The sequence below is a fragment of the Melghirimyces thermohalophilus genome, from assembly GCF_900102685.1.
Lineage (GTDB): Bacteria > Bacillota > Bacilli > Thermoactinomycetales > DSM-45169 > Melghirimyces > Melghirimyces thermohalophilus.
Genome location: NZ_FMZA01000005.1, coordinates 43,710 through 63,304, shown reverse-complemented (window position 1 = coordinate 63,304; position 19,595 = coordinate 43,710). Strand labels below are relative to the sequence as shown.

General features: G+C 55.4%; 15 protein-coding genes and 2 pseudogenes. 13 read left to right on the top strand and 4 right to left on the bottom strand.

The genetic code is table 11. From position 1 onward, the window contains the following. The first annotated feature begins 89 nt into the window (after window positions 1-89). The 11 genes from thiC to BLP91_RS04680 all read left to right on the top strand — a co-directional run bounded on the left by thiC (window position 90) and on the right by BLP91_RS04680 (window position 14,500). Complete coding sequence (gene thiC / locus BLP91_RS04730; protein ID WP_091567203.1) at window positions 90-1,814, top strand: phosphomethylpyrimidine synthase ThiC; 1,725 nt, start codon at window positions 90-92, stop codon at window positions 1,812-1,814. Window positions 1,815-1,932: 118 nt separating this feature from the next. Further along, entirely contained in the window at window positions 1,933-2,337 is a 405-nt protein-coding gene (locus BLP91_RS04725; protein ID WP_245662113.1) for an acyl-CoA thioesterase, read from the top strand. Between the two features lie 80 nt (window positions 2,338-2,417). Beyond that, the gene (trpB, locus tag BLP91_RS04720) at window positions 2,418-3,611 is read left to right on the top strand and encodes a tryptophan synthase subunit beta (RefSeq protein ID WP_091567199.1); all 1,194 of its coding nucleotides are present in this window, start codon (window positions 2,418-2,420) and stop codon (window positions 3,609-3,611) included. A 278-nt stretch (window positions 3,612-3,889) separates the two neighbouring features. Then, window positions 3,890-5,464 carry a pyridoxal phosphate-dependent decarboxylase family protein gene (locus tag BLP91_RS04715; RefSeq protein ID WP_091567197.1) on the top strand — a complete coding sequence of 525 codons (1,575 nt, stop codon included), beginning with the start codon at window positions 3,890-3,892 and terminating at the stop codon, window positions 5,462-5,464. Beyond that, entirely contained in the window at window positions 5,418-7,259 is a 1,842-nt protein-coding gene (locus BLP91_RS04710; protein WP_091567195.1) for an IucA/IucC family protein, read from the top strand. Before BLP91_RS04715 ends, BLP91_RS04710 begins: the two co-directional genes overlap by 47 nt. Continuing rightward, entirely contained in the window at window positions 7,234-7,848 is a 615-nt protein-coding gene (locus BLP91_RS04705) for a GNAT family N-acetyltransferase (RefSeq protein WP_091567193.1), read from the top strand. Before BLP91_RS04710 ends, BLP91_RS04705 begins: the two co-directional genes overlap by 26 nt. Next, window positions 7,841-9,199: a lysine N(6)-hydroxylase/L-ornithine N(5)-oxygenase family protein gene (locus BLP91_RS04700; protein ID WP_176757816.1), complete on the top strand. Its 1,359-nt coding sequence runs from the start codon at window positions 7,841-7,843 to the stop codon at window positions 9,197-9,199. The genes BLP91_RS04705 and BLP91_RS04700 overlap by 8 nt, the downstream gene beginning before the upstream one ends. Before the next feature lie 5 nt (window positions 9,200-9,204). After that, window positions 9,205-11,022 (top strand): IucA/IucC family protein, encoded by a 1,818-nt coding sequence (locus BLP91_RS04695; protein ID WP_143003463.1) that lies wholly within the window; start codon window positions 9,205-9,207, stop codon window positions 11,020-11,022. Between the two features lie 48 nt (window positions 11,023-11,070). Then, complete coding sequence (locus tag BLP91_RS04690) at window positions 11,071-12,264, top strand: MFS transporter (protein WP_091567191.1); 1,194 nt, start codon at window positions 11,071-11,073, stop codon at window positions 12,262-12,264. 281 nt (window positions 12,265-12,545) lie between these two features. Next, complete coding sequence (locus BLP91_RS04685) at window positions 12,546-13,628, top strand: NADH:flavin oxidoreductase/NADH oxidase (protein ID WP_143003462.1); 1,083 nt, start codon at window positions 12,546-12,548, stop codon at window positions 13,626-13,628. Window positions 13,629-13,663: 35 nt separating this feature from the next. Next, window positions 13,664-14,500, top strand: a complete 837-nt coding sequence (locus BLP91_RS04680) for an aldo/keto reductase (protein WP_091567189.1) — start codon at window positions 13,664-13,666, stop codon at window positions 14,498-14,500. A gap of 52 nt (window positions 14,501-14,552) precedes the next feature. On the opposite strand, the gene BLP91_RS04675 is transcribed toward BLP91_RS04680, so the two are convergent. Continuing rightward, complete coding sequence (locus BLP91_RS04675) at window positions 14,553-15,986, bottom strand: amidase (protein WP_091567187.1); 1,434 nt, start codon at window positions 15,984-15,986, stop codon at window positions 14,553-14,555. A 165-nt stretch (window positions 15,987-16,151) separates the two neighbouring features. Further along, window positions 16,152-16,499 (bottom strand): hypothetical protein, encoded by a 348-nt coding sequence (locus BLP91_RS04670; protein WP_091567185.1) that lies wholly within the window; start codon window positions 16,497-16,499, stop codon window positions 16,152-16,154. 259 nt (window positions 16,500-16,758) lie between these two features. Between BLP91_RS04670 and BLP91_RS17025 the strand changes: the two are divergent. Continuing rightward, window positions 16,759-16,865 (top strand): annotated as a pseudogene (locus tag BLP91_RS17025) (MBL fold metallo-hydrolase); the annotation flags it as partial. Window positions 16,866-17,221: 356 nt separating this feature from the next. Here the strand turns inward: BLP91_RS17025 and BLP91_RS17020 are convergent. Both BLP91_RS17020 and BLP91_RS04665 read right to left on the bottom strand, forming a co-directional pair. Continuing rightward, window positions 17,222-17,361: pseudogene (locus tag BLP91_RS17020) on the bottom strand (IS3 family transposase); the annotation flags it as partial. Between the two features lie 358 nt (window positions 17,362-17,719). Further along, on the bottom strand, window positions 17,720-18,496 hold the full coding sequence (locus BLP91_RS04665) for an arylamine N-acetyltransferase family protein (RefSeq protein WP_176757815.1): 777 nt from the start codon (window positions 18,494-18,496) through the stop codon (window positions 17,720-17,722). Window positions 18,497-18,835: 339 nt separating this feature from the next. Between BLP91_RS04665 and BLP91_RS04660 the strand changes: the two genes are divergently transcribed. Beyond that, window positions 18,836-19,378, top strand: a complete 543-nt coding sequence (locus BLP91_RS04660; protein ID WP_091567181.1) for an HXXEE domain-containing protein — start codon at window positions 18,836-18,838, stop codon at window positions 19,376-19,378. Window positions 19,379-19,595: the final 217 nt, after the last annotated feature.

Genomic DNA, 19,595 nt, shown 5'->3' with positions numbered 1-19,595 from the left:
TTTTTTATTTGCTCATAAAAAATCAACCACCATTTCCCTGCCCTCCTCCCAGCGGTTTGCCGCACGAACATGAGGAGGTTACTGATCTAATGGACCACAGTCGGCCGATGTTTCCTAACAGTCGCAAGATTCATACGAGGGGTTCCCGGGAGGATATTCGCGTTCCGATGCGGGAAATCCGTCATGGACACCCCGGGGAAGAAGAGACACTCCGCGTCTACGACACCAGCGGCCCCCACTCGGGATCCGATCCAGCCCCGGACCCCAGGGAGGGGATCTCCCCGCTTCGCAAGGAGTGGATCATCCAGCGCGGGGATGTGGAGCCCTGTCAGGGCCGGGGCATAAGATCGAAAGACGATAGTCGGAAGGAGGAACACCGCCCCATGCCCGAGGGACTGAAACGAACCCCCTACCGGGCGCGGACGGGAAAAGCGGTGACCCAACTCCACTACGCGCGACAGGGAGAGATCACACCGGAGATGGAGTTTATCGCCCTCCGGGAAGGAGTGAAGCCGGAGTTCGTCCGGGAGGAGGTGGCTGCCGGCCGGGCGATCATTCCCGCCAACATCAACCATCCCGAGACGGAACCGATGATTATCGGTAAAAACTTTCACGTCAAGGTGAACGCCAACATCGGCAACTCCGCTGTCACCTCCTCCATCGAGGAAGAGGTGGAGAAAATGGTGTGGGCCACCCGCTGGGGTGCCGATACGATCATGGACCTATCTACAGGCAAAGATATCCACACCACGCGGGAATGGATCCTGCGCAACTCCCCGGTTCCTGTGGGGACGGTGCCAATCTATCAGGCGCTGGAAAAGGTGAACGGTGAACCGGAAAAACTGACCTGGGAAATCTACCGGGACACGCTGCTCGAACAGGCGGAACAAGGGGTGGACTATTTCACCATCCATGCAGGGGTTCGTCTCCATTATGTTCCCTTGACCACCGAGCGGGTAACCGGGATTGTCTCCCGGGGAGGTTCCATCATGGCCGCCTGGTGCCTGGCCCACCATGAGGAAAACTTCCTCTACACTCGGTTTGCGGAGATCTGCGAGATTTTGCGCGCTTACGATATCAGCGTCTCTCTGGGGGACGGCCTTCGCCCCGGCTCCATCACGGACGCCAATGACGAAGCCCAGTTTGCGGAATTGAAAACCTTGGGCGAACTGACCCGGATCGCTTGGGAACACGATGTCCAGGTGATGGTGGAAGGCCCCGGTCACATCCCGATGCATCGGATTAAAGAAAATGTGGACATTCAGCAGGAATGGTGTCAAGAAGCCCCCTTCTACACCTTAGGGCCGCTCACCACCGACATCGCCCCGGGATACGATCATATCACCTCCGCTATCGGAGCTGCCCTGATCGCCTGGCATGGAACGGCGATGCTCTGTTATGTCACCCCCAAGGAACATCTGGGGCTACCGAATAAAGAGGATGTGAAAGAGGGCGTGATCGCCTATAAGATCGCAGCCCACGCCGCCGACCTGGCCAAGGGCCATCCCCGGGCGCAACAGCGGGATGACGCCTTGTCCCGGGCCCGATTTGGCTTCCGGTGGGAAGATCAGTTCAACCTTTCCCTCGACCCGGAGCGGGCCCGTCAATTCCATGATGAAACATTACCTGCAGAACCGGCCAAAACCGCTCACTTTTGTTCCATGTGCGGCCCTAAATTTTGCAGCATGCGCATCACCCAGGACATCCGAGAATATGCCCTCAACCGAGGGATCCAACCGGATGCGGCGATCCGGGAGGGCATGGAGGAAAAGTCCCGGGAGTTCCGGGAAGGCGGGCTAAAGATTTACCGATAATCGGGCCAGCCCATCACGGCGCGGGACCTACCCGCGTCTTTTTATTTTTCGCTCGTCGGTCACTGTCAGATGACTTATAATGGAGTTGCAAGGGATTTCAACGGAGGAGGAAAAGACTATGCCGCTCACCACCCAGTTACAAGTCCGTTTCAATGAATGCGACGGATTGGGTCATGTCAATAACGCCGTCTACTATACATACATGGAGACAGCTCGTATCGAACTGTTCCAGATGCTGGACCCGGAGATGAATCTGAACAATTGGAAACTGATCGTCGCCTCCACCAGCTGTGAATACAAATCCCAAGCCTCCTTTGCCCAATGGTTGAAGGTCAGCACAGAAGTGGAACGAATCGGCACCAGCAGCTTTACCATTCTTCACCAAATCAATGATCTGAAGACGGACGAGCTGATCGCCGTCGGCCGGGCGGTGCTGGTCCACTACGACTATCAAAAACAACGGAGTGTGCCTTTGACCCGGGACATGAAAAAGACCCTCCAGTCCCTCCACCTGCCCCAGTAGGCGACTGGAAGGGGCCACCAGTGTTCAAAGTGTCCTCCTTGTATTACACTGAAACAAACTAAAATAGGAGTGGAGTGGAGATGAGCCAAACAAGAGCTGAGCTGAACAAAGGATTTTTCGGGGAATTTGGAGGTAGTTTTGTGCCGCCGGAACTGCAGGAGGTCCTGCAAAAGCTGGATGAAGCATTTCAGCGCTACAAGGATGACCCCGACTTCAACCAGGAACTGGATCAGGTTCTCAAGGAATATGTAGGACGGCCCAGCCCGCTCTACTTTGCGGAGCGCTTGAGCCGTGAACTGGGTGGCGCCCGCATCTATTTGAAACGGGAGGACCTGAATCACACCGGAGCCCATAAGATCAACAACGCCGTCGGACAGGCGCTGTTGGCCAAGCGGATCGGGGCCACCCGGGTGATCGCCGAGACCGGCGCCGGCCAGCACGGTGTGGCTACGGCGACCGCTTGCGCCATGCTGGGGTTGGATTGCATCATCTACATGGGGGAAAGAGATACACAACGCCAGTCCTTAAACGTTTTCCGGATGCAGCTGTTGGGAGCGAAGGTGGTCCCCGTCACCCGCGGAACCCGCACGCTGAAGGACGCGGTGGATGTGGCATTGGAGGACCTGGTGGAAAACGTAGACAACACCTTTTATCTGTTGGGTTCCGCGGTCGGACCCCATCCCTTCCCTAGCATGGTGCGCCATTTTCAATCGATCATCGGCCGGGAAGCCCGGGAGCAGATCCTGGAACAGGAAGGGCGCCTGCCGGACCTGATCACCGCTTGCGTCGGCGGCGGCAGCAATGCCATCGGTCTATTCGCCCCCTTCGTGGAGGATCGGGATGTCCAGATCGTCGGAGCCGAACCCGGCGGTCGGAGCATGAATCCCGGGGATCACGCCGCCTCCATCGCTGGGGGTACCCCGGGAGTGATTCACGGATTTAGATGTCATATGCTGCAGGATGAGCAGGGAGAGATTCAACCCTCCCATTCCATCGCAGCGGGATTGGACTACCCCGGTGTCGGCCCGGAGCACAGCCATCTGAAAACCAGCGGGCGGGCAGACTACGTTCCGGTCTCCGATGAGGAAGCGCTGGAAGCCTTTGGGCGCCTCTCCCGCACCGAAGGAATCATCCCCGCCCTGGAAAGCGCCCACGCCGTGGCCTATGCCATCCGAACCGCCCCCCAGATGAATCCCGATCAGATCCTGATCGTCAACCTCTCCGGCCGGGGAGACAAAGATGTGCAGCAGGTATTTGAGATGAAAAGCGAGTAAATCCTCCCCTCCCCTGAGACGCAACCGTTACCGGTTGCCTCAGGGTTTTTTTATGTCTTGGTAAAGAAAATGATAATTATTTTCAATTACTGTTTACGTCCCCTGATTTCGATGTTATAATTTCAACCAACACATAATTGATAATGATTATCATCATTAATTATTGGTGTCTATCCGTACATACTCCGGTTGATGACAGTTATACCTCTTTTGAGAATACAACCACTTCGGGAAGGCCCATCTTTCCCGTTGATGTAAACAGGAGGCAACGAACCGCCATGACCATCCGATCCAATCCAGCTTTGGACAGCCTGTTTCTCAATGGAAGCTTGATTTCCCAATCCACATATCATCAGGCGATGAACGCAGCCCTTCAGGTAATCTCCGAGCGGTACGCCAACCTGGAACGCCCTTTCAGCGGGATCAAAGTGGAGGAACTGACTGACCGGATGGCCGGACTGAACGTTTGTCCCGAAGCAGGGAGGGACCTGGAGACGTCCCTGGCCGAAGTGGGCCGGCTGATCGCCGCCCATTCCGTAGCCGTCCATCACCCTGCTTGTGCCGCCCACCTGCACTGCCCGCCTCTGATCGCCTCTTTAGCCGCGGAAGCGGTGATCAGCGCAATGAACCAATCGATGGATTCCTGGGATCAAAGTCCCGCCGCCACCCTGCTGGAAACGCAGATGATCGAATGGCTTTGTGACTTATTCCAATACAGCGGTCAGGCGGAGGGAGTGTTCACCAGCGGCGGCACTCAGTCCAACCTGATGGGGCTGCTGTTAGCCAGGAACCACTTCGTGGCTACCCGTCTCGATTGGGACATCCAGCAGCACGGCTTACCCCCGCAGATGAAAGATCTGCGTATCCTCTGCTCCGCAGACGCTCACTTTACCGTCCAGCAATCAGCGTCCCTGCTGGGACTGGGTCGAAATGCCGTCGTCCCGATCAAGACCGATGCGGCGCACCGCATGTCGGTGGATGACCTGGACCGACAGCTGACCCGTCTCCAGGAACAGGACTTGCTCCCCTTCGCCTTGGTGGGCACTGCCGGAACGACGGATTTTGGCAGCATCGATCCCTTGCCCCAACTGGCGGAACGCGCTGCGGAACAAGACATGTGGTTTCACGTCGACGCCGCCTACGGCGGGGCCCTCGCCCTGAGCCAACACCACCGCCACCGATTGGCTGGCATCCAACAAGCGGATTCGATCTCCGTCGACTTCCACAAACTGTTTTATCAACCGATCAGCTGCGGGGCGTTTCTAGTGAAGGAAGGCGCTCGTTTCGAAGCGATCCGACTAAATGCCGACTACCTCAATCCAGAGGAGGATGAGGAGGAAGGCACCCCCAACCTGGTGGGCAAATCGATTCAGACTACCCGCCGGTTTGACGCTTTGAAACTGTTTCTTTCACTGCAGCATTTGGGGCGTGCCCGTTTCGCTCAGATGATTGAGGGCACCTTGCAGACAGCAACAGAGGCGGCTCGCCTGATCGCAGCCGATCCGCAGCTGGAGGCGATCAATCCTTCACCCGAACTAAACGCAGTGGTGTTCCGCTACCGGCCCCAATCCCCCCATGAGAATCTCTCTTACGAGGCATGGCGGGATCAACTCAATCAGGACATCCGACAAATCCTCCTGTCAGAGGGGAAGGCGGTGGTGGCCCGAACCAAGGTGGAGGGGGCGTCCAGCCTGAAACTGACCTTGCTCAATCCGCGCACCACCCTGGACGACGTGCAAGCGATCCTGGAAGAAGTGAAACAGACCGGAAAACGGTTGGAACAGACGAAAGGAGAGGGTGTCCAGCATGTCCGATACGTTGGCACAGCAAGCCACTATGCAGAGCTTTCTTAACTGCTATCTGAAGGAGACCGGCCGTTACGAATTACTCAATCGATCCGAGTCCGACTCCGACGACCGTCGTCTGTTGAAGCCAGTTTGGGATGATTCCCCCATCCACAAAATTGTCCGGTGTCCCCTGGCGCATCACGACATGGAGATCGTCGCCCCGGTCCGTTACTGGTCACCGACGGAACGCCACTTGTTCTCCTATCCGTTTCGATACCGATCTCATAATTCTGACACGTGGCAAGCCTTGGACTATGTCACCATGGTTACCCTGCTGACGAAAGAATTGGTGATCGAGCGCGAGGTGGAAACCTATCCCGACGAATTGGTGGAACGGGTGATCCAAAGTTGCCACTTGATCGAGAAGAATCTGGCGGCCCGCCAACAGGACCGAGCCGCTCTCTACCATACCCCATTTCATTTTCTGGACGCGGAACAATCCATGCTTTTCGGCCACCTGTTGCACCCGACGCCGAAAAGCCTGCAGGGGTTATCGGAATTCGAACAGGCCAGCTATTCTCCGGAGCTGAAGGGATCCTGCCCCCTTCATTACTTCCGTGCCCATTCCTCCCTCGTTCGTGAGGATTCCACATGGGGCACGACCGCCACCCGCTTGGTGAAAGAGGAACTGCTGGCCGATCCGGAGGTCTCCCCATCCTTCAAACAAGCCTACTGCGGAGACGACGATCACTCTCTGCTGCCTATTCATCCCCAGCAAGCGGAGCACCTGCTCCGGGACCCCCAGACAAAAACATGGATGGACCAAGGGTTGCTGCAATATCTCGGGCCACAGGGAAGAGCCTGGTATGCCACTTCTTCTCTGCGCACCCTTTATCATCCCGAAGCCCGCTATATGGTGAAGGGATCGGTTCATATCAAAATCACCAACTCCCTCCGGCTCAATAAGTACAAAGAGCTGGAACGGGGAGTGGAGGTGTCCCGCATTCTCCAGACGAAGATCGGGCGGGAAATGAAGCAACGGTACCCTGCCTTTCAGGTGATCGAAGATCCCGCCTTTCTCACCCTGGTGGATCCCGAGCGGGAGGAATCAGGATTTGAGGTATCCCTCCGCGACAACCCTTTCCGAAGGGAAGAAGGGGAAGAGGTGACACTGATCGCTGGTCTGTGCCAGGACAGCATCCCCGGAGAACAGTCGCGCCTGGCCCATCTGATCACCTCCCTGGCCCAACAGGAGAGTCGGCCGGTGGAAGAGGTGAGTCTCGACTGGTTCCGCCGCTACCTGGACCTGGTTTTGGAACCGATGCTGTGGCTCTACATGCGTTATGGAATCGCATTGGAAGCCCACCAGCAAAACAGCCTCGTCAAGCTGGTAGAGGGATATCCCGGCCGCTTCTACTACCGGGATAATCAGGGCTACTACTACTGTCGCTCCACCTTCCCCCAACTGCAGCAACTGCTGCCGGGGATCAACGAAAAGAGCGATACCATGTGTGAGGACCATGTGGCCGATGAGCGGTTGCGCTATTATCTGTTCCTCAATCACCTGATTGGCTTGATCAACGGCTTCGGCACCGCCGGTCTGATTGACGAAAGCCTGCTGCTGAGAGAACTGAGGGAACGGCTCAGCGGGTGGCTCCCTAACAACCGGGAACCGTCCCGGTTGCTAGAAACTCTCCTGGAGGAGGAAGAGCTCCCCTGCAAGGCCAATCTGCTCACCCGCCTCCACGATATGGACGAACTGGTCGGCCCCATGGCCAGCCAATCAGTCTATGTCCGGGTCACCAATCCCATCCGAAAGGGAGTGAAGGAACCCCATGTCGTCGCACACACCAGCCGTTAACGGAAACGCCGAATCCTTCAGCCGGGTTCACCCCGCCATCGGTCGACGGATATCCTTCCGTCGGGTGGAGCTGGAGCGGGATCTGGACCGGCTCCACCGATGGCATCACGAGCCCCACGTGATTCCCTTCTGGAATCTGAATATCTCTTTGGAAAAGTACCGGCAGCACCTGACCTCCTTCCTAGCCGATACCCATAAATCCCTCCATATCGGCATGCTGGACGGTACCCCGATGAGCTACTGGGAGACCTACTGGGCGAAGGATGATATCCTCGGCAACTATTACGACTGGCATCCGGAAGATCAAGGGGTCCACCTGTTGATCGGCCCTCCTTCCTTTTTGGGGAAAGGATACGCCCTCCCTTTGTTGCAGACCATCACTCACTGGCTGTTCCAACATGAACCGACGGAAAAAGTGGTGGCGGAGCCGGATGTCCGCAACGCCAAGATGATCCACATCTTCGAGAAATGCGGGTTCCGCTTCCAACGGGAGATCGACCTGCCGGATAAGCGAGCCGCCCTGCTGTTTTGCAGTCGGGAGTCCTTTAACAACCCATTTGACAAAGGAGTGGAATCCACTGATGCCTGAGCAAGCCTTTTCCCGGGAAATCAAGGATGTGATTGGCGTGGGCATCGGCCCCTTCAACCTGGGGCTGGCTGCCATGCTGACCAAGACACCGGAGATTGACGCCTTGTTTTTGGAGCAAAAACCCCGCTTCGACTGGCATCCGGGCCTGTTGATCGAAGGAACCACCCTACAGGTCCCCTTTCTCGCCGACTTGGTCACCATGGCCGACCCGACGAGTCCCTACAGCTTTCTCAACTACCTGAAGGATCACCAGAGGCTGTATCACTTTTATTTCCTGGAACGCTTCCACATCCCCCGCCGGGAGTACAACCATTATTGCCAATGGGTCGCTGAACAACTGGACAGTTGCCGGTTCGGTCAAAAAGTGATCGATGTCCAAAAGGTGGATGAAGGGCCGGATAGCCATTACCGCGTGGAAGCCATCGATGAAGAAAACCAGGAGACCCGCATCTACCGCGCCCGTCATCTGGTGCTGGGCGTGGGCAGCGTTCCCCACATCCACGAGAAATTCGCCGACCTGCCCACACAGGATGTATTCCATTCCGCCGACTTCCTGAACCGACGGGAGCGCTTGCGCCAGGCCCGCTCCATCACGGTGGTCGGCTCCGGACAGAGCGCCGCTGAAGTCTTTTACACCTTGTTGCAGGAGCAAGAGGAGCAAGGCTACCGGCTCGACTGGTTTACTCGTTCCGCCGGCTTCTTCCCGATGGAGTATTCCAAGCTGGGGCTGGAACACTTTTCACCGGATTATATCCGCCACTTCCACTCCCTGCCCCAGGAACAGCGGGATGAAAAACTGCGCCATCAGGACCTTCTATACAAGGGAATCAGTGCGAACACCATCGCGGATATCTACGACCTGATGTACGAGCGAACCGTCGGCGGACGGGAGTTGGATGCACGGCTCCTTTCCCACACAGAAGTCCAGGAGATTCAGCCCCGGGAAGACGGCACCTACACCCTTCACTGTTACCACCGAGATCAGGGAGAAGCCTTTTCCCACAATAGCGATGTGGTCATCCTGGCCACCGGCTACCAGCACCGGGTCCCTCCCTTCATCTCCGGTCTCGGCTCTCTGATCGACTGGGACAGCGCCGGCCGCTTTATCGTGGAGAAGGATTACCGACTGGCGCTGACCCAGCGATCGTACAATGATATCTTTGTGCAAAACGGCGAACTGCACACCCACGGTGTCGGTGCCCCGGATTTAGGTTTAGGGGCCCACCGAAACTCGGTGATTATCAACACCCTGACCGGCCGGGAAGTCTACCCCATCTCTGAACAAAACGTTTTCCAACAATTCCGTGTCTCCAAAACACCTCAAGCAAGCCAAATCCCGGTGAAAGGATGAACGAGATGAAACCCACACCATCGATCACCCGCGTTCTCAATCCATCCGTCTGGGAAACCGTCTCCCGCAACCTGCTTACCAAGATGATCGCGGAGTTTATGTACGAGGATATCATCCAGCCTCAACTGATCCGCTCGGAAGGGTCCTTCAATTGCTATCTGCTGGAGCTGGATAACGGCGTTCGTTACACCTTCGCAGCGGAAAAACGGCTCTTCGACAGTTACGATGTGCGCGGAGAGACCATCAAACGGGAAGAGAAGGGACAGAGAGAACCGGCCACCAATCCCATTCGCTTTCTCCTCGATCTGCAGGGGACCATCGGCATGAGCGAAGAGACGACAGGCCATCTCATCCGGGAATACAACCACACCCTGCTTGCCGATGCCCACATGCTAGAGCATAAGCGCAGCCGGGAAGGGGATTTGACCGATCTGGATTATGCGGAACTGGAAGGGGAGATGGAAGGCCACCCCTGGATCACCTACAACAAAGGGCGCATCGGTTTCGGGTATGGAGATTACCTCGCCTACGCCCCAGAGCAAAAACAGCCTATTCGGATCGGCTGGATCGCCGTCCACCGGGACCAAACCCAATTTCACGCTGTGGACGGGGTGGATCACGAAAGCCTGATCCGAGGCGAGCTCGGGGATGAGCAGGTGGACCGTTTCCGTGAACAATTGGAGGCAGAGGGGGTGAACCCCGATGACTACTGGTTGATGCCGATTCACCAGTGGCAGTGGGACCGGTTTATCATCCCGCTCTTTGCTGAGGAACTAGCCCAGCGAAACATCATCCCTCTGGGAGAAGGGGAAGACCAATACCTCCCGCAACAATCGATCCGCACCTTTGTCAACATCAGCCACAAGGAGAAACATCATGTCAAGCTACCGATGAGCATTCTCAACACCTTGGTTTACCGGGGGCTGCCCGGGGAACGCACGGTGCTCGCACCCAAAATCACCGAATACATCAAAGGGATCCAGGCAAATGACCCCTTCCTGCGAGATGAATGCCGCGTGATCCTGCCCGGGGAGATCGCCAGTCTCAACTATGATCACCCCTACTACAGTCACCTGCCGGGAGTTCCCTATCAATACCTGGAGATGCTGGGCAGCATCTGGCGGGAAAGCATCTACACTTATCTAGAGGAAGGGGAGAAACCGATCACCCTGGCGGCGCTGCTCCATGTGGATGCAGACGGGACACCTTTTATCTCCAAACTGATCGAACGCTCCGGCCTGAGTGTCGATGAATGGGTCAAACGGCTCTCCGATGTGATTCTGCCGCCGATTCTTCATTTCCTGTACCGTTACGGGCTGGTGTTCTCTCCCCACGGTCAAAACACGATTTTGGTGCTGAAGGATCACATCCCGCATCGGTTGGCGGTTAAAGATTTTGTCGACGATGTCAATGTGAGCGACCAACCCCTGCCCGAGCTGGCCAACCTGTCCGACGATCTGCGGACGGTGCTGCGGAGTGAGCCACCGGAAGGCTTATGCCAGTTTATCTTCACCGGGCTGTTCATCTGCCATTTCCGCTACCTGTCGACCCTGTTGGATAAAGAGAAAGGCTACGGGGAATTTTCCTTCTGGTCCAGAATCCGGCAGACGATTCTTCGCTATCAACAAGAACACCCGGAACTGGCAGAGCGATTCCAACTTTTCGATCTGCTCAGGCCCCGCTTTACCAAGCTGTGCTTGAACCGGAACCGCATGCTGGACTATGGCTATGGGGATGATGTGGACCGCCCCCACGCCTCCGAATATGGCCAAGTAACCAACGCCCTAGCGGAAGTCGCCGCCAAGGAATCCATCCAGTCCTGAGCCCATAAGCCCATTTCGGTATCGTCGGTTGGAAGGAGTGTCCCTTGGATGCCGCCCCATTCCGTCATGGACATCAAAATGAATCAAGCCTCGCCTCCTGGATTGTGGACAAAGGATTTCATCCTGATCTGCCTGTCCAACTTTCTCGTCTTCGTCAGTTTTCAATTGCTTCTGCCCACCCTCCCGCTATATGTCAACCGACTCGGCGGTAACGAAGGGATGGTGGGGTGGATCGCCGGCGCCTTCACGCTGTCCGCTGTCCTCATTCGCCCCTTGATCGGGGGGATGGTGGATCGCCACGGCCGGCGGGGGATCTACTTGATCGGGCTGCTCTGTTTCTTTGCCACCACCTGGGGTTATCTCTATACCGCTGCCATCCTACCGCTGTTGCTGCTGCGGGTAGTTCACGGCTTCACCTGGGGAGCGGTGACCACCACCTCCGGTGCCGTGGCCACCGATCTGATTCCCGAAAAACAGCGAGGGGAAGGGATGGGCTATTACGGCTTGCTCACCAACCTGGCGGTCGCCTTCGGGCCGGTACTGGGATTGTGGGTAGTGGACCGTTTCTCTTATTCCCTTCTGTTCGTCCTTGCCGCCGGGCTGGTGCTGGCCGCCTGGGGAACGGCCCGGTTGATCCGATACCCAAAGGTGCCAACCGAAATCTCCGCCACCCCTTCCCAGGAGAGCGAACAGCAGTCGATCCCCCGAGGCGCTTGGGCCACCTCGATCATGGCGCTGTTGGTCACCTTTTCCCTGGGGGCGATTGTCACCTATCTCCCCCTGTTCGCAGAGGAACAAAAGATTCCCCACGTCGGTTGGTTTTTTACGGTATACGCCATCACGATGATGGCGGTCCGACCGAAGGCAGGCAAACTGTTTGACCGACAGGGGCCGCGGTTGACCATCCCCTTTGGCTTAGCCGCTATCGCTCTCTCCCTCATTCAACTGGCCATCGCTGATTCGATGTGGGATCTATTGGCCGCAGCCGCCTTCTTCGGAGCCGGGTTTGGCACGGTTCACCCCTCTCTTCAGGCATGGACCATTCAACAAGCGCCTCGCAACGCCACTGGTCGTGCCAACGGTGCCTTCTTCGCTTCCTTCGACCTGGGGATCGGAATCGGCACCGTCTGTTCCGGTTTCCTCGCGGAATGGACCGGATATCCCCCTTTGTTTTTGGCACTCACCCTCCCCCTAATTCTCGCCTTCCTCCTATTTCTCCACGCAGAGGGGCACCGGCGCTGATCCCCCACTTATAAAACCCCCCTTTCCCTCGAGTGCCGGAAAGGGGGATCTTTGTTCAAGGGTAAAAAAAATCGCGGCCCGCCTTCCAGCGAGTCCGCCACACAAAAAAAGATTCACTGACATTCATACTGTAACAAAGAACGGACCAAATGCCAAATAGCCGGCACGGATCCTCGGAAAACTGGCCATATTTTCCTCACAGGAACAAGGATCGGTTTAAACAGGGGCGGGACGTGGTAAAATGAAATTGCCTTTCGATTATCGAAAAAGGAGCAGGTAATATGAATCGGCATTTATTTTCACCATTGATCCTGAAAGGTATCACCCTTCGAAACCGCATTGGGGTTTCGCCGATGTGCCAATACAGTGCGGAGGACGGGACTCCCAACGACTGGCACCTAGTCCACCTGGGCTCTCGGGCCGTTGGCGGCGCGGGCCTAGTCATCGCCGAAGCGACAGCGGTAGAACCCCGAGGACGGATCTCTCCCGAAGACCTGGGCCTCTATAAAGAAAAACATATGGAGCCCTTCCGTCGCATCACCGACTTTATCCGAAAACAGGGAGCGGTGCCGGGAATCCAGCTGGCCCATGCCGGCCGCAAAGCCTCTACATACAGCCCCTGGAAACAGCGAGAGTTCGGCGTTTCGGTCCCTGACCAAGACGGCGGCTGGGAAGTGGTCGGCCCCAGTGCCCTCCCCTTTGCCGACGATCACCGGACCCCGAAGGAACTGAGCACCGACGAAATCAAAGAGATTCAGGAGGCCTTCCGAAGCGCCACCGCGCGAGCTCGGGAGGCGGGCTTTGAGTGGATGGAGTTCCACGCCGCTCACGGGTATCTCGCTCACAGCTTTTATTCCCCCTTGTCCAACCAACGGACCGATGCCTACGGGGGCAGTTTTGACAACCGAATTCGGTTTGTCCTGGAGACGGTCCGCCTGATGCGGAAGGAATGGCCCGAGGAGCTTCCCTTTACCGTCCGTCTCTCTTGCACCGATTGGGTCGACGGCGGCTGGACCCTGGAAGACTCTGTCGCCTTGTCCAAACGGCTAAAGGAGGAAGGCGTCGATCTGATCGACTGCAGCTCCGGCGGGAACACCCCCAACCCGAACATTCCGGTGGGAGCGGGATACCAGGTTCCCTTTGCAGAGACGATCCGTCAATCCGCCGACATCGCTACCGCCGCCGTAGGCATGATCACCCAAGGGATGCAGGCGGACGACATCATTCGCAACGGACGGGCCGATCTGGTCCTGTTGGCCCGGGAGCTGCTGCGAGATCCCCACTGGCCCCTGCGCGCTGCCCATGAAGTGCATCAACGGGAGGCTCTCCCGGTTCCGCCCCAGTATGAACGCGGCTGGAACTAAACCCAGGGAAGGATACACTTTATTACCAAGGAGGAATGGATATGTCTTTTCCCAGTAAACTGTCCGATACGGTTACCTTGACCGGCGGTGTCGAAATGCCTTGGTTCGGCCTCGGCGTCTGGAAGGCCAAAGAGGGGCGTGAAGTGGAAGAAGCGGTGAAAGCAGCCCTGCGCTTCGGTTACCGCAGCATCGATACAGCCGCCGTCTATAAAAACGAAGAAGGTGTCGGCCGCGCCATCCGGGAAGCCGGTGTGCCGCGGGAGGAGCTTTTTATCACCACCAAGGTATGGAACGACGACCAGGGTTACGACAAAACGCTAAACGCCTTTGAGGAGAGCCTGTCCAAGCTGGGGCTGGACTACGTGGACCTGTATCTGATCCATTGGCCAGTCACCGGAATGTACGTAGAAACTTGGCAAGCTCTGGAAAAATTGAAGCGGGACGGAAAAGTGCGAGCGATCGGCGTCTGCAACTTCAAGATTCACCACCTGGAAGAATTGATTCAACGGACCGATACCATTCCCGCCGTCAACCAGGTGGAATACCACCCGCGTCTCACGCAGAAAGAGCTGGCAGCTTATTGCCGCGAGCGGGGCATTCAGCTGGAAGCCTGGAGCCCGCTAATGCAGGGAGAGATCCTGCAAGAGCCGGTGATTCGTGAAATCGCCGAAGCTCACGGCCGTACCCCGGCGCAAATTGTTTTACGCTGGGATTTACAAAACGGGGTGGTCACCATCCCCAAATCGGTCAAGGAAGAACGGATCCGTTCCAATGCCGACGTGTTCGACTTTGAGCTCACTCCCCAAGAAATGGAACGCATCGACGCCCTCAATCAGGACCGGCGCGTCGGACCCGATCCCGATGACTTCTAAGCACCATCCATATAAAAAAGATCCGCCTTTTTCCCAGCGGATCTTTTTTATTTTATATGGAAGGAGACGAGGCCAACGCCGCCTCGCTTTTTACTGTCGTTCTGTTTTCCCGACACACCGCTTCCAATGATTCCGCCACCGCCAATACCCGCTCCTCCTGGCCGGGATGACCGACGATCTGAATCCCAAAGGGGAATCCTTTTTGGGTCTCTCCCACGGGCACCGTCATCGCCGGGCAGTCCAGGGCGTTCGCCATCACCAGGTAAGGGAGGACCCGGGAGCCCAGGTTATTGTACACCATCTGCGTAATCCCGCCGTGACGGGGAGCCGTTCGGGGATAAACCGGACATAAGAGCACCCCTTCCTCCCCGGTCACCTCCCGGAACTGCCGGCGAAAGGACGACAGCAGTTGCGAAAACTGGTTGATCCGCCGGGAATGGGGGCGGAACCATTTACCGCCGAGCAAAAGCTGCAGCACCCAGAGGTGGACTTTTTTCCGGCCAGTGACCCACCGCCACCATTCCCTACCTAAATGAAAGTCTGAACCCCCGACCTCTTTTCGGATGAAGGCGCCGCCGTCCTGCAGAATCATATCCAGCCAATATTGAAAAGACTCCTTGAAAAAACCGGGAGGTTTGGTGGGAATCCGCTTTCCCATCGCCTGTTCCCAACCGGAAATCACCTTCTGCAACCCCGTCCACACCTCCCTTTCGACAGGACAGCCATAAAGCGGTCCCGCCCACACCACAGAAATCGAGCGAACATCGGGTGTGGCCACCTCCTTCCCTCTCATGACCGCGTACAAGAGACGGATATCCCCTGTCCATCGGGCCATCGGTCCAATAGCATTCATATGACCATGGTGGGGGATATCCGGGTATTCTCCTTCATGGGGGATCTCCTCATGGGTGGGACGAAATCCGGCAATCCCACAGCAGTGGGCCGGCAACCGGATCGAACCGCCTAAATCGGTCCCGATTCCCCAGGGGGAGGCGAAGCTGGCGATCAGCGCCGCCTCTCCACCGGAGGAGCCGCCAGGGGTGCGGGAGTGGTCCAGAGGGTGATTGGTGCGTCCGTAAAGAAGGTTGTCTGTCTCATGAGCCATGGTCAAGGTGGATACGTTGGTTTTCCCTAAAATGATCGCTCCTGCACGTCGAATTCGCCTAATCACTTCTGCATCTTTAGTTGCCCGTCGATGTCGATGCTTAGAAAGCCCCCCTGTCGTCGGAAATCCCTCCACATCGAGGGTCTCCTTCACCGTAATCGGCATCCCCAACAATGGCAAATCTTCCTGCTCCCTCCGACGTCGGTCCGCTTCTTTCGCTTCCGCCAACGCCTGTTCAAAACGTTCACAAACCAATGCATTCAGCGACGGATGGATCGATTGAATTCGTTCGATGTGAGCGCTTACCAATTCAACCGAGGTGAATTCCTTCCTATCCAAACCTTCGATCATTTCCACTGCCGACCGGTGAATGATGTCCATCAAGGTTCCACCCCATTCAGTCCATCTTTTTCATAAGCCACATCTTATAAATGAAAAATTTCGACATTTCCGCTCAGGGAATGGACCCGAAGCGATATCGGGTCAACCATTCACCCTGTGGGTGGAAACTTCCTCACCATCCGTCGAATTCCTTCTCCGATACAATCAGATTCTTGACTTTTTCCCCATCCAACTGATCAAAAACATCACCACCCCAAAGGTGCTCACCGCCACCCCCGGGGTCAAGCGTTCCACAGCGGCTCGCAGTACCTCTTGTTGTTCCCAACCGTAGGGCAGCCAGGCGAAGACCAAAAACAGAAGCAGGAGGGCCGTCACCTGACCCCTCTTCCCGGTCCAACCCGCCAATCGGAACAAAGCCGGAATCCCTGCCGCCAGGGCGTAAATGAAAACATAGACGGTTTGCAGACGGATCACTCCTGCCGCATCCAACACGCCAAACAAAACCGCGCTGGCTGCCAACAAGCCGATTAAGATATAATAAAGCCGGTTCATGAGCGTTCCTCCTCTTCGGGGTCACCGCCCCCCCTGGAAAGGGTCCATTGGTGCCAGGGTTCGATTCTCTTCATCTTTTTCAAACAAAGGTAAGTCGATTGTATCCCCTCCACCTCGGTTTGTGAAGGCTTGGTTTAGGACGCTGAGGATTTGCCAAAATCATGCCCTTTTCATGGAGACATCTCAGTTTATCTGTTGCCCCCAAAAGAGGATTGATTTCTTTGCTGTGAAGAAGAGACTGATGTACGTTGACTACCCTATCGGCAGTCTTCCTGAAATCTTGCTGGAAGCAGCGGCACCATTGAAGTGTATGCCCACGAACAGGATAAGCCCTATATCGAGGGTAAATTCCCTCTACTAAAAGGAGTTCTCGCAATTGGAATTCCTTCCTTTATAAAAACGACGGGCCGGATATTTGTCGGCCAACACCCACACCAAAAAAGGAACGCCTTTTTTAAACACTACCTGAATCAGTTGCTTTCCGATCCCCTTTCCGACAATATTGCCAGTGCGCATTTTCGTCACTGCGATCCGGTGTTACCTGTTGTCGATTCGAAGGCTCTATTGGGCTTCCATTATCCCGGAACGATCCCTAGATAGTACTCTTCCAACGTCGACGTGAATGTTGGCTATTCCCCTAATGTCACTGGCGCTCTCTGCCAAATCTTCTCCATCCCTCCTTCTTTTCATGATACGGTTTTCTTTTTATCTTGGATACCATGGAGGTAGAGAACTTCTGCTTTCAAGTGGGAAAAGAAGCTTTCGATGCAGGCATTGTCAAAGCAATTGCTCTTCGCGACATACTGGGGGTTAGGGCCACCTGATCCAGCAGGTCGTGGTACGCTCGGAATGTGTACTGAAACCTCGGTCGCTATGGAGGATCATTCCGGACACATCCCTTCTTTTTTAAACCTCTTGTTCCACCGCCAGGGCATTATCCTTCCCGACGGCGATGAACCAACCCGTGATGCCACCCGGCGATCATCGTTTCCGTCTCTTTCCTGTGGACCCCCTTCTGCACCATCAGCAGCTTGTGCCGGAGGATTCTTTCAGTACACTGGTGACGCAGGACTGGAAGGGATCGTGATGAAGAGACTGGAAAAGCCGTTGTTTCGGTTCCCAATCCCCTGGCCGGCTCTTTCGGTGCTCCAGTGTCCCATTTAGATGTCGTTCACCCAGGCTTCTTTTACTATGATCAGGGATCGACAAATGAAATCAACTTATTCTTCCATATCGATGCCAAAATGACGCCGACAAAGCTGATGAAACCGCTCCTTATCCACTTCCTGCTTGGTTTTGTGGCCGTTGCGGGTAACGGTGAATGATTCCATTGTCAGCGTGATGTGTCCATCTTCAGTCAGTTTGGTGAAGAGAAGGGACTTGTTAAACTCGGATCTTTCATCGGTGAGAATGATATCTCGCACCCGGCTGAGATAAGCCTCATCGACGGGGTCGGTGGAAAAGGTGTAATAAATGGTCAACTTACCATCGTTGTACTTCTCGTAGGCATACTCGCCCCAGGGGGAATCCACCTTGCGGACCCGGTAGTCTCCGGTGTGGCTGGTGACAGTCTCCCCGTCCAAGGGCACCGGTTGCAACGCAAGGTTACTGCCAAAGCCGACATCCACGATATAAGACCGATCTTTGTGATGGAGGAGAGTGGCTACATGGGTGCCGATCAAGCCGTTATGTTCCCCATCGGCAAACACCGTCCCCGGCACCAGCTGTACATGAAATCCCACCTGTTTTAAGAAGGCGTAAAACAACGGGTTCAGTTCATAACAGAGTCCCCCTTCGTGACGATCCACGATTTTCTGCTTGACGCTGTCAAAAGTGATGGGGGAAGTCCCTTTTGCGATGACGGCCCGGTTTTCAAAAGGAACCGCCAGGGCAAAATGGCGTTGGATCGCCGGCAAATCAGCAAATGTAATATCTTTTTTATCGGCGCTGCCGCTGTATCGAATGCGGTCGAAAAAGGCATCGATGGGCAGGTTCATTTCAATTCCTCCTGTTTGTGGTGGATATCGCGCGATCCATGTCGCTTCTATTTTCATACTACAACAAAGGGTGCTTCAGCGGTAGCGAATACGGACAGGGTCGACATCAACCTCCCCCGCTACGCCGAATGCTATCCATAATCAGTCGTTCACCTGATTCAGTTATTTTATAATAGAGGTCGAATATATTCCAATAAAAGGAGGTGGTTGACAAAGTTACTGAAATGCGGACCCATTCCACCAATGGAATCCGAGCAAACCTTCCTGCATCCACCATTTCCCTCTCATGTTGATAAGAGAACCCTCCGCATTTTTAGCAGCCAGGAAAGGAGGTGAATCATGACTGGTTCAGAGTTGGATTTAAACCACGCTCAAACCCTTCTGTTCATCTACTTTTTTGTTTTTTTGTTGCATGAGTTGGAGGAGATCATCACAGTGGAAAACTGGTCAAAACGAAACAGAGACGACGTGATAAACCGGTTGCCCAAAAACCTGTCGTCTTCCTTTCAAGGTGTCCTCCATATGAATACATCTCAATTCGCGATCGCTGTCACCTGTGTTGTGATTGTTGCAGCCCTTGCCACCCTTTCCGCCTTTTTTTCCATTCGGGAAGGTGCTCTTTCCCTATTTTTCATATCCAGTTTCAACATTGTTTTTTTGCATTGTTTTACGCATTTAGGTCACACCCTCATTCTGAAAAAATATACGCCTGGGGTATGGACGGCTGGGCTATTGTTGATCCCCATCTCCATTTACATGTACCAATGGATGTTTCAACATGCTCTCGTCACCGGGTCCCAACTGTTCATCAGCTTGATTTGGGGGCTCCTAGCCATTCCCATCGTCTACATCGCACATGAGATCGGTCTGCGTTATAAATAAATCCAACAAAAACCAACCCGCAAACAACATCGCAAACCATCGCATGGACATGATTTTGCGCAAGAAAGCCGACTGTTTGTTCACAGACGGCTTTCTTAATCCGTTGGATTTTTTGATGACTCCATGGAAAACCAACCGGATGGTTCTTCTTCCCTGTCATCTCAACCTCGCACTTTCTTTTGTAGGGCGCACGACTTCCCCTATATAAGATGAACAC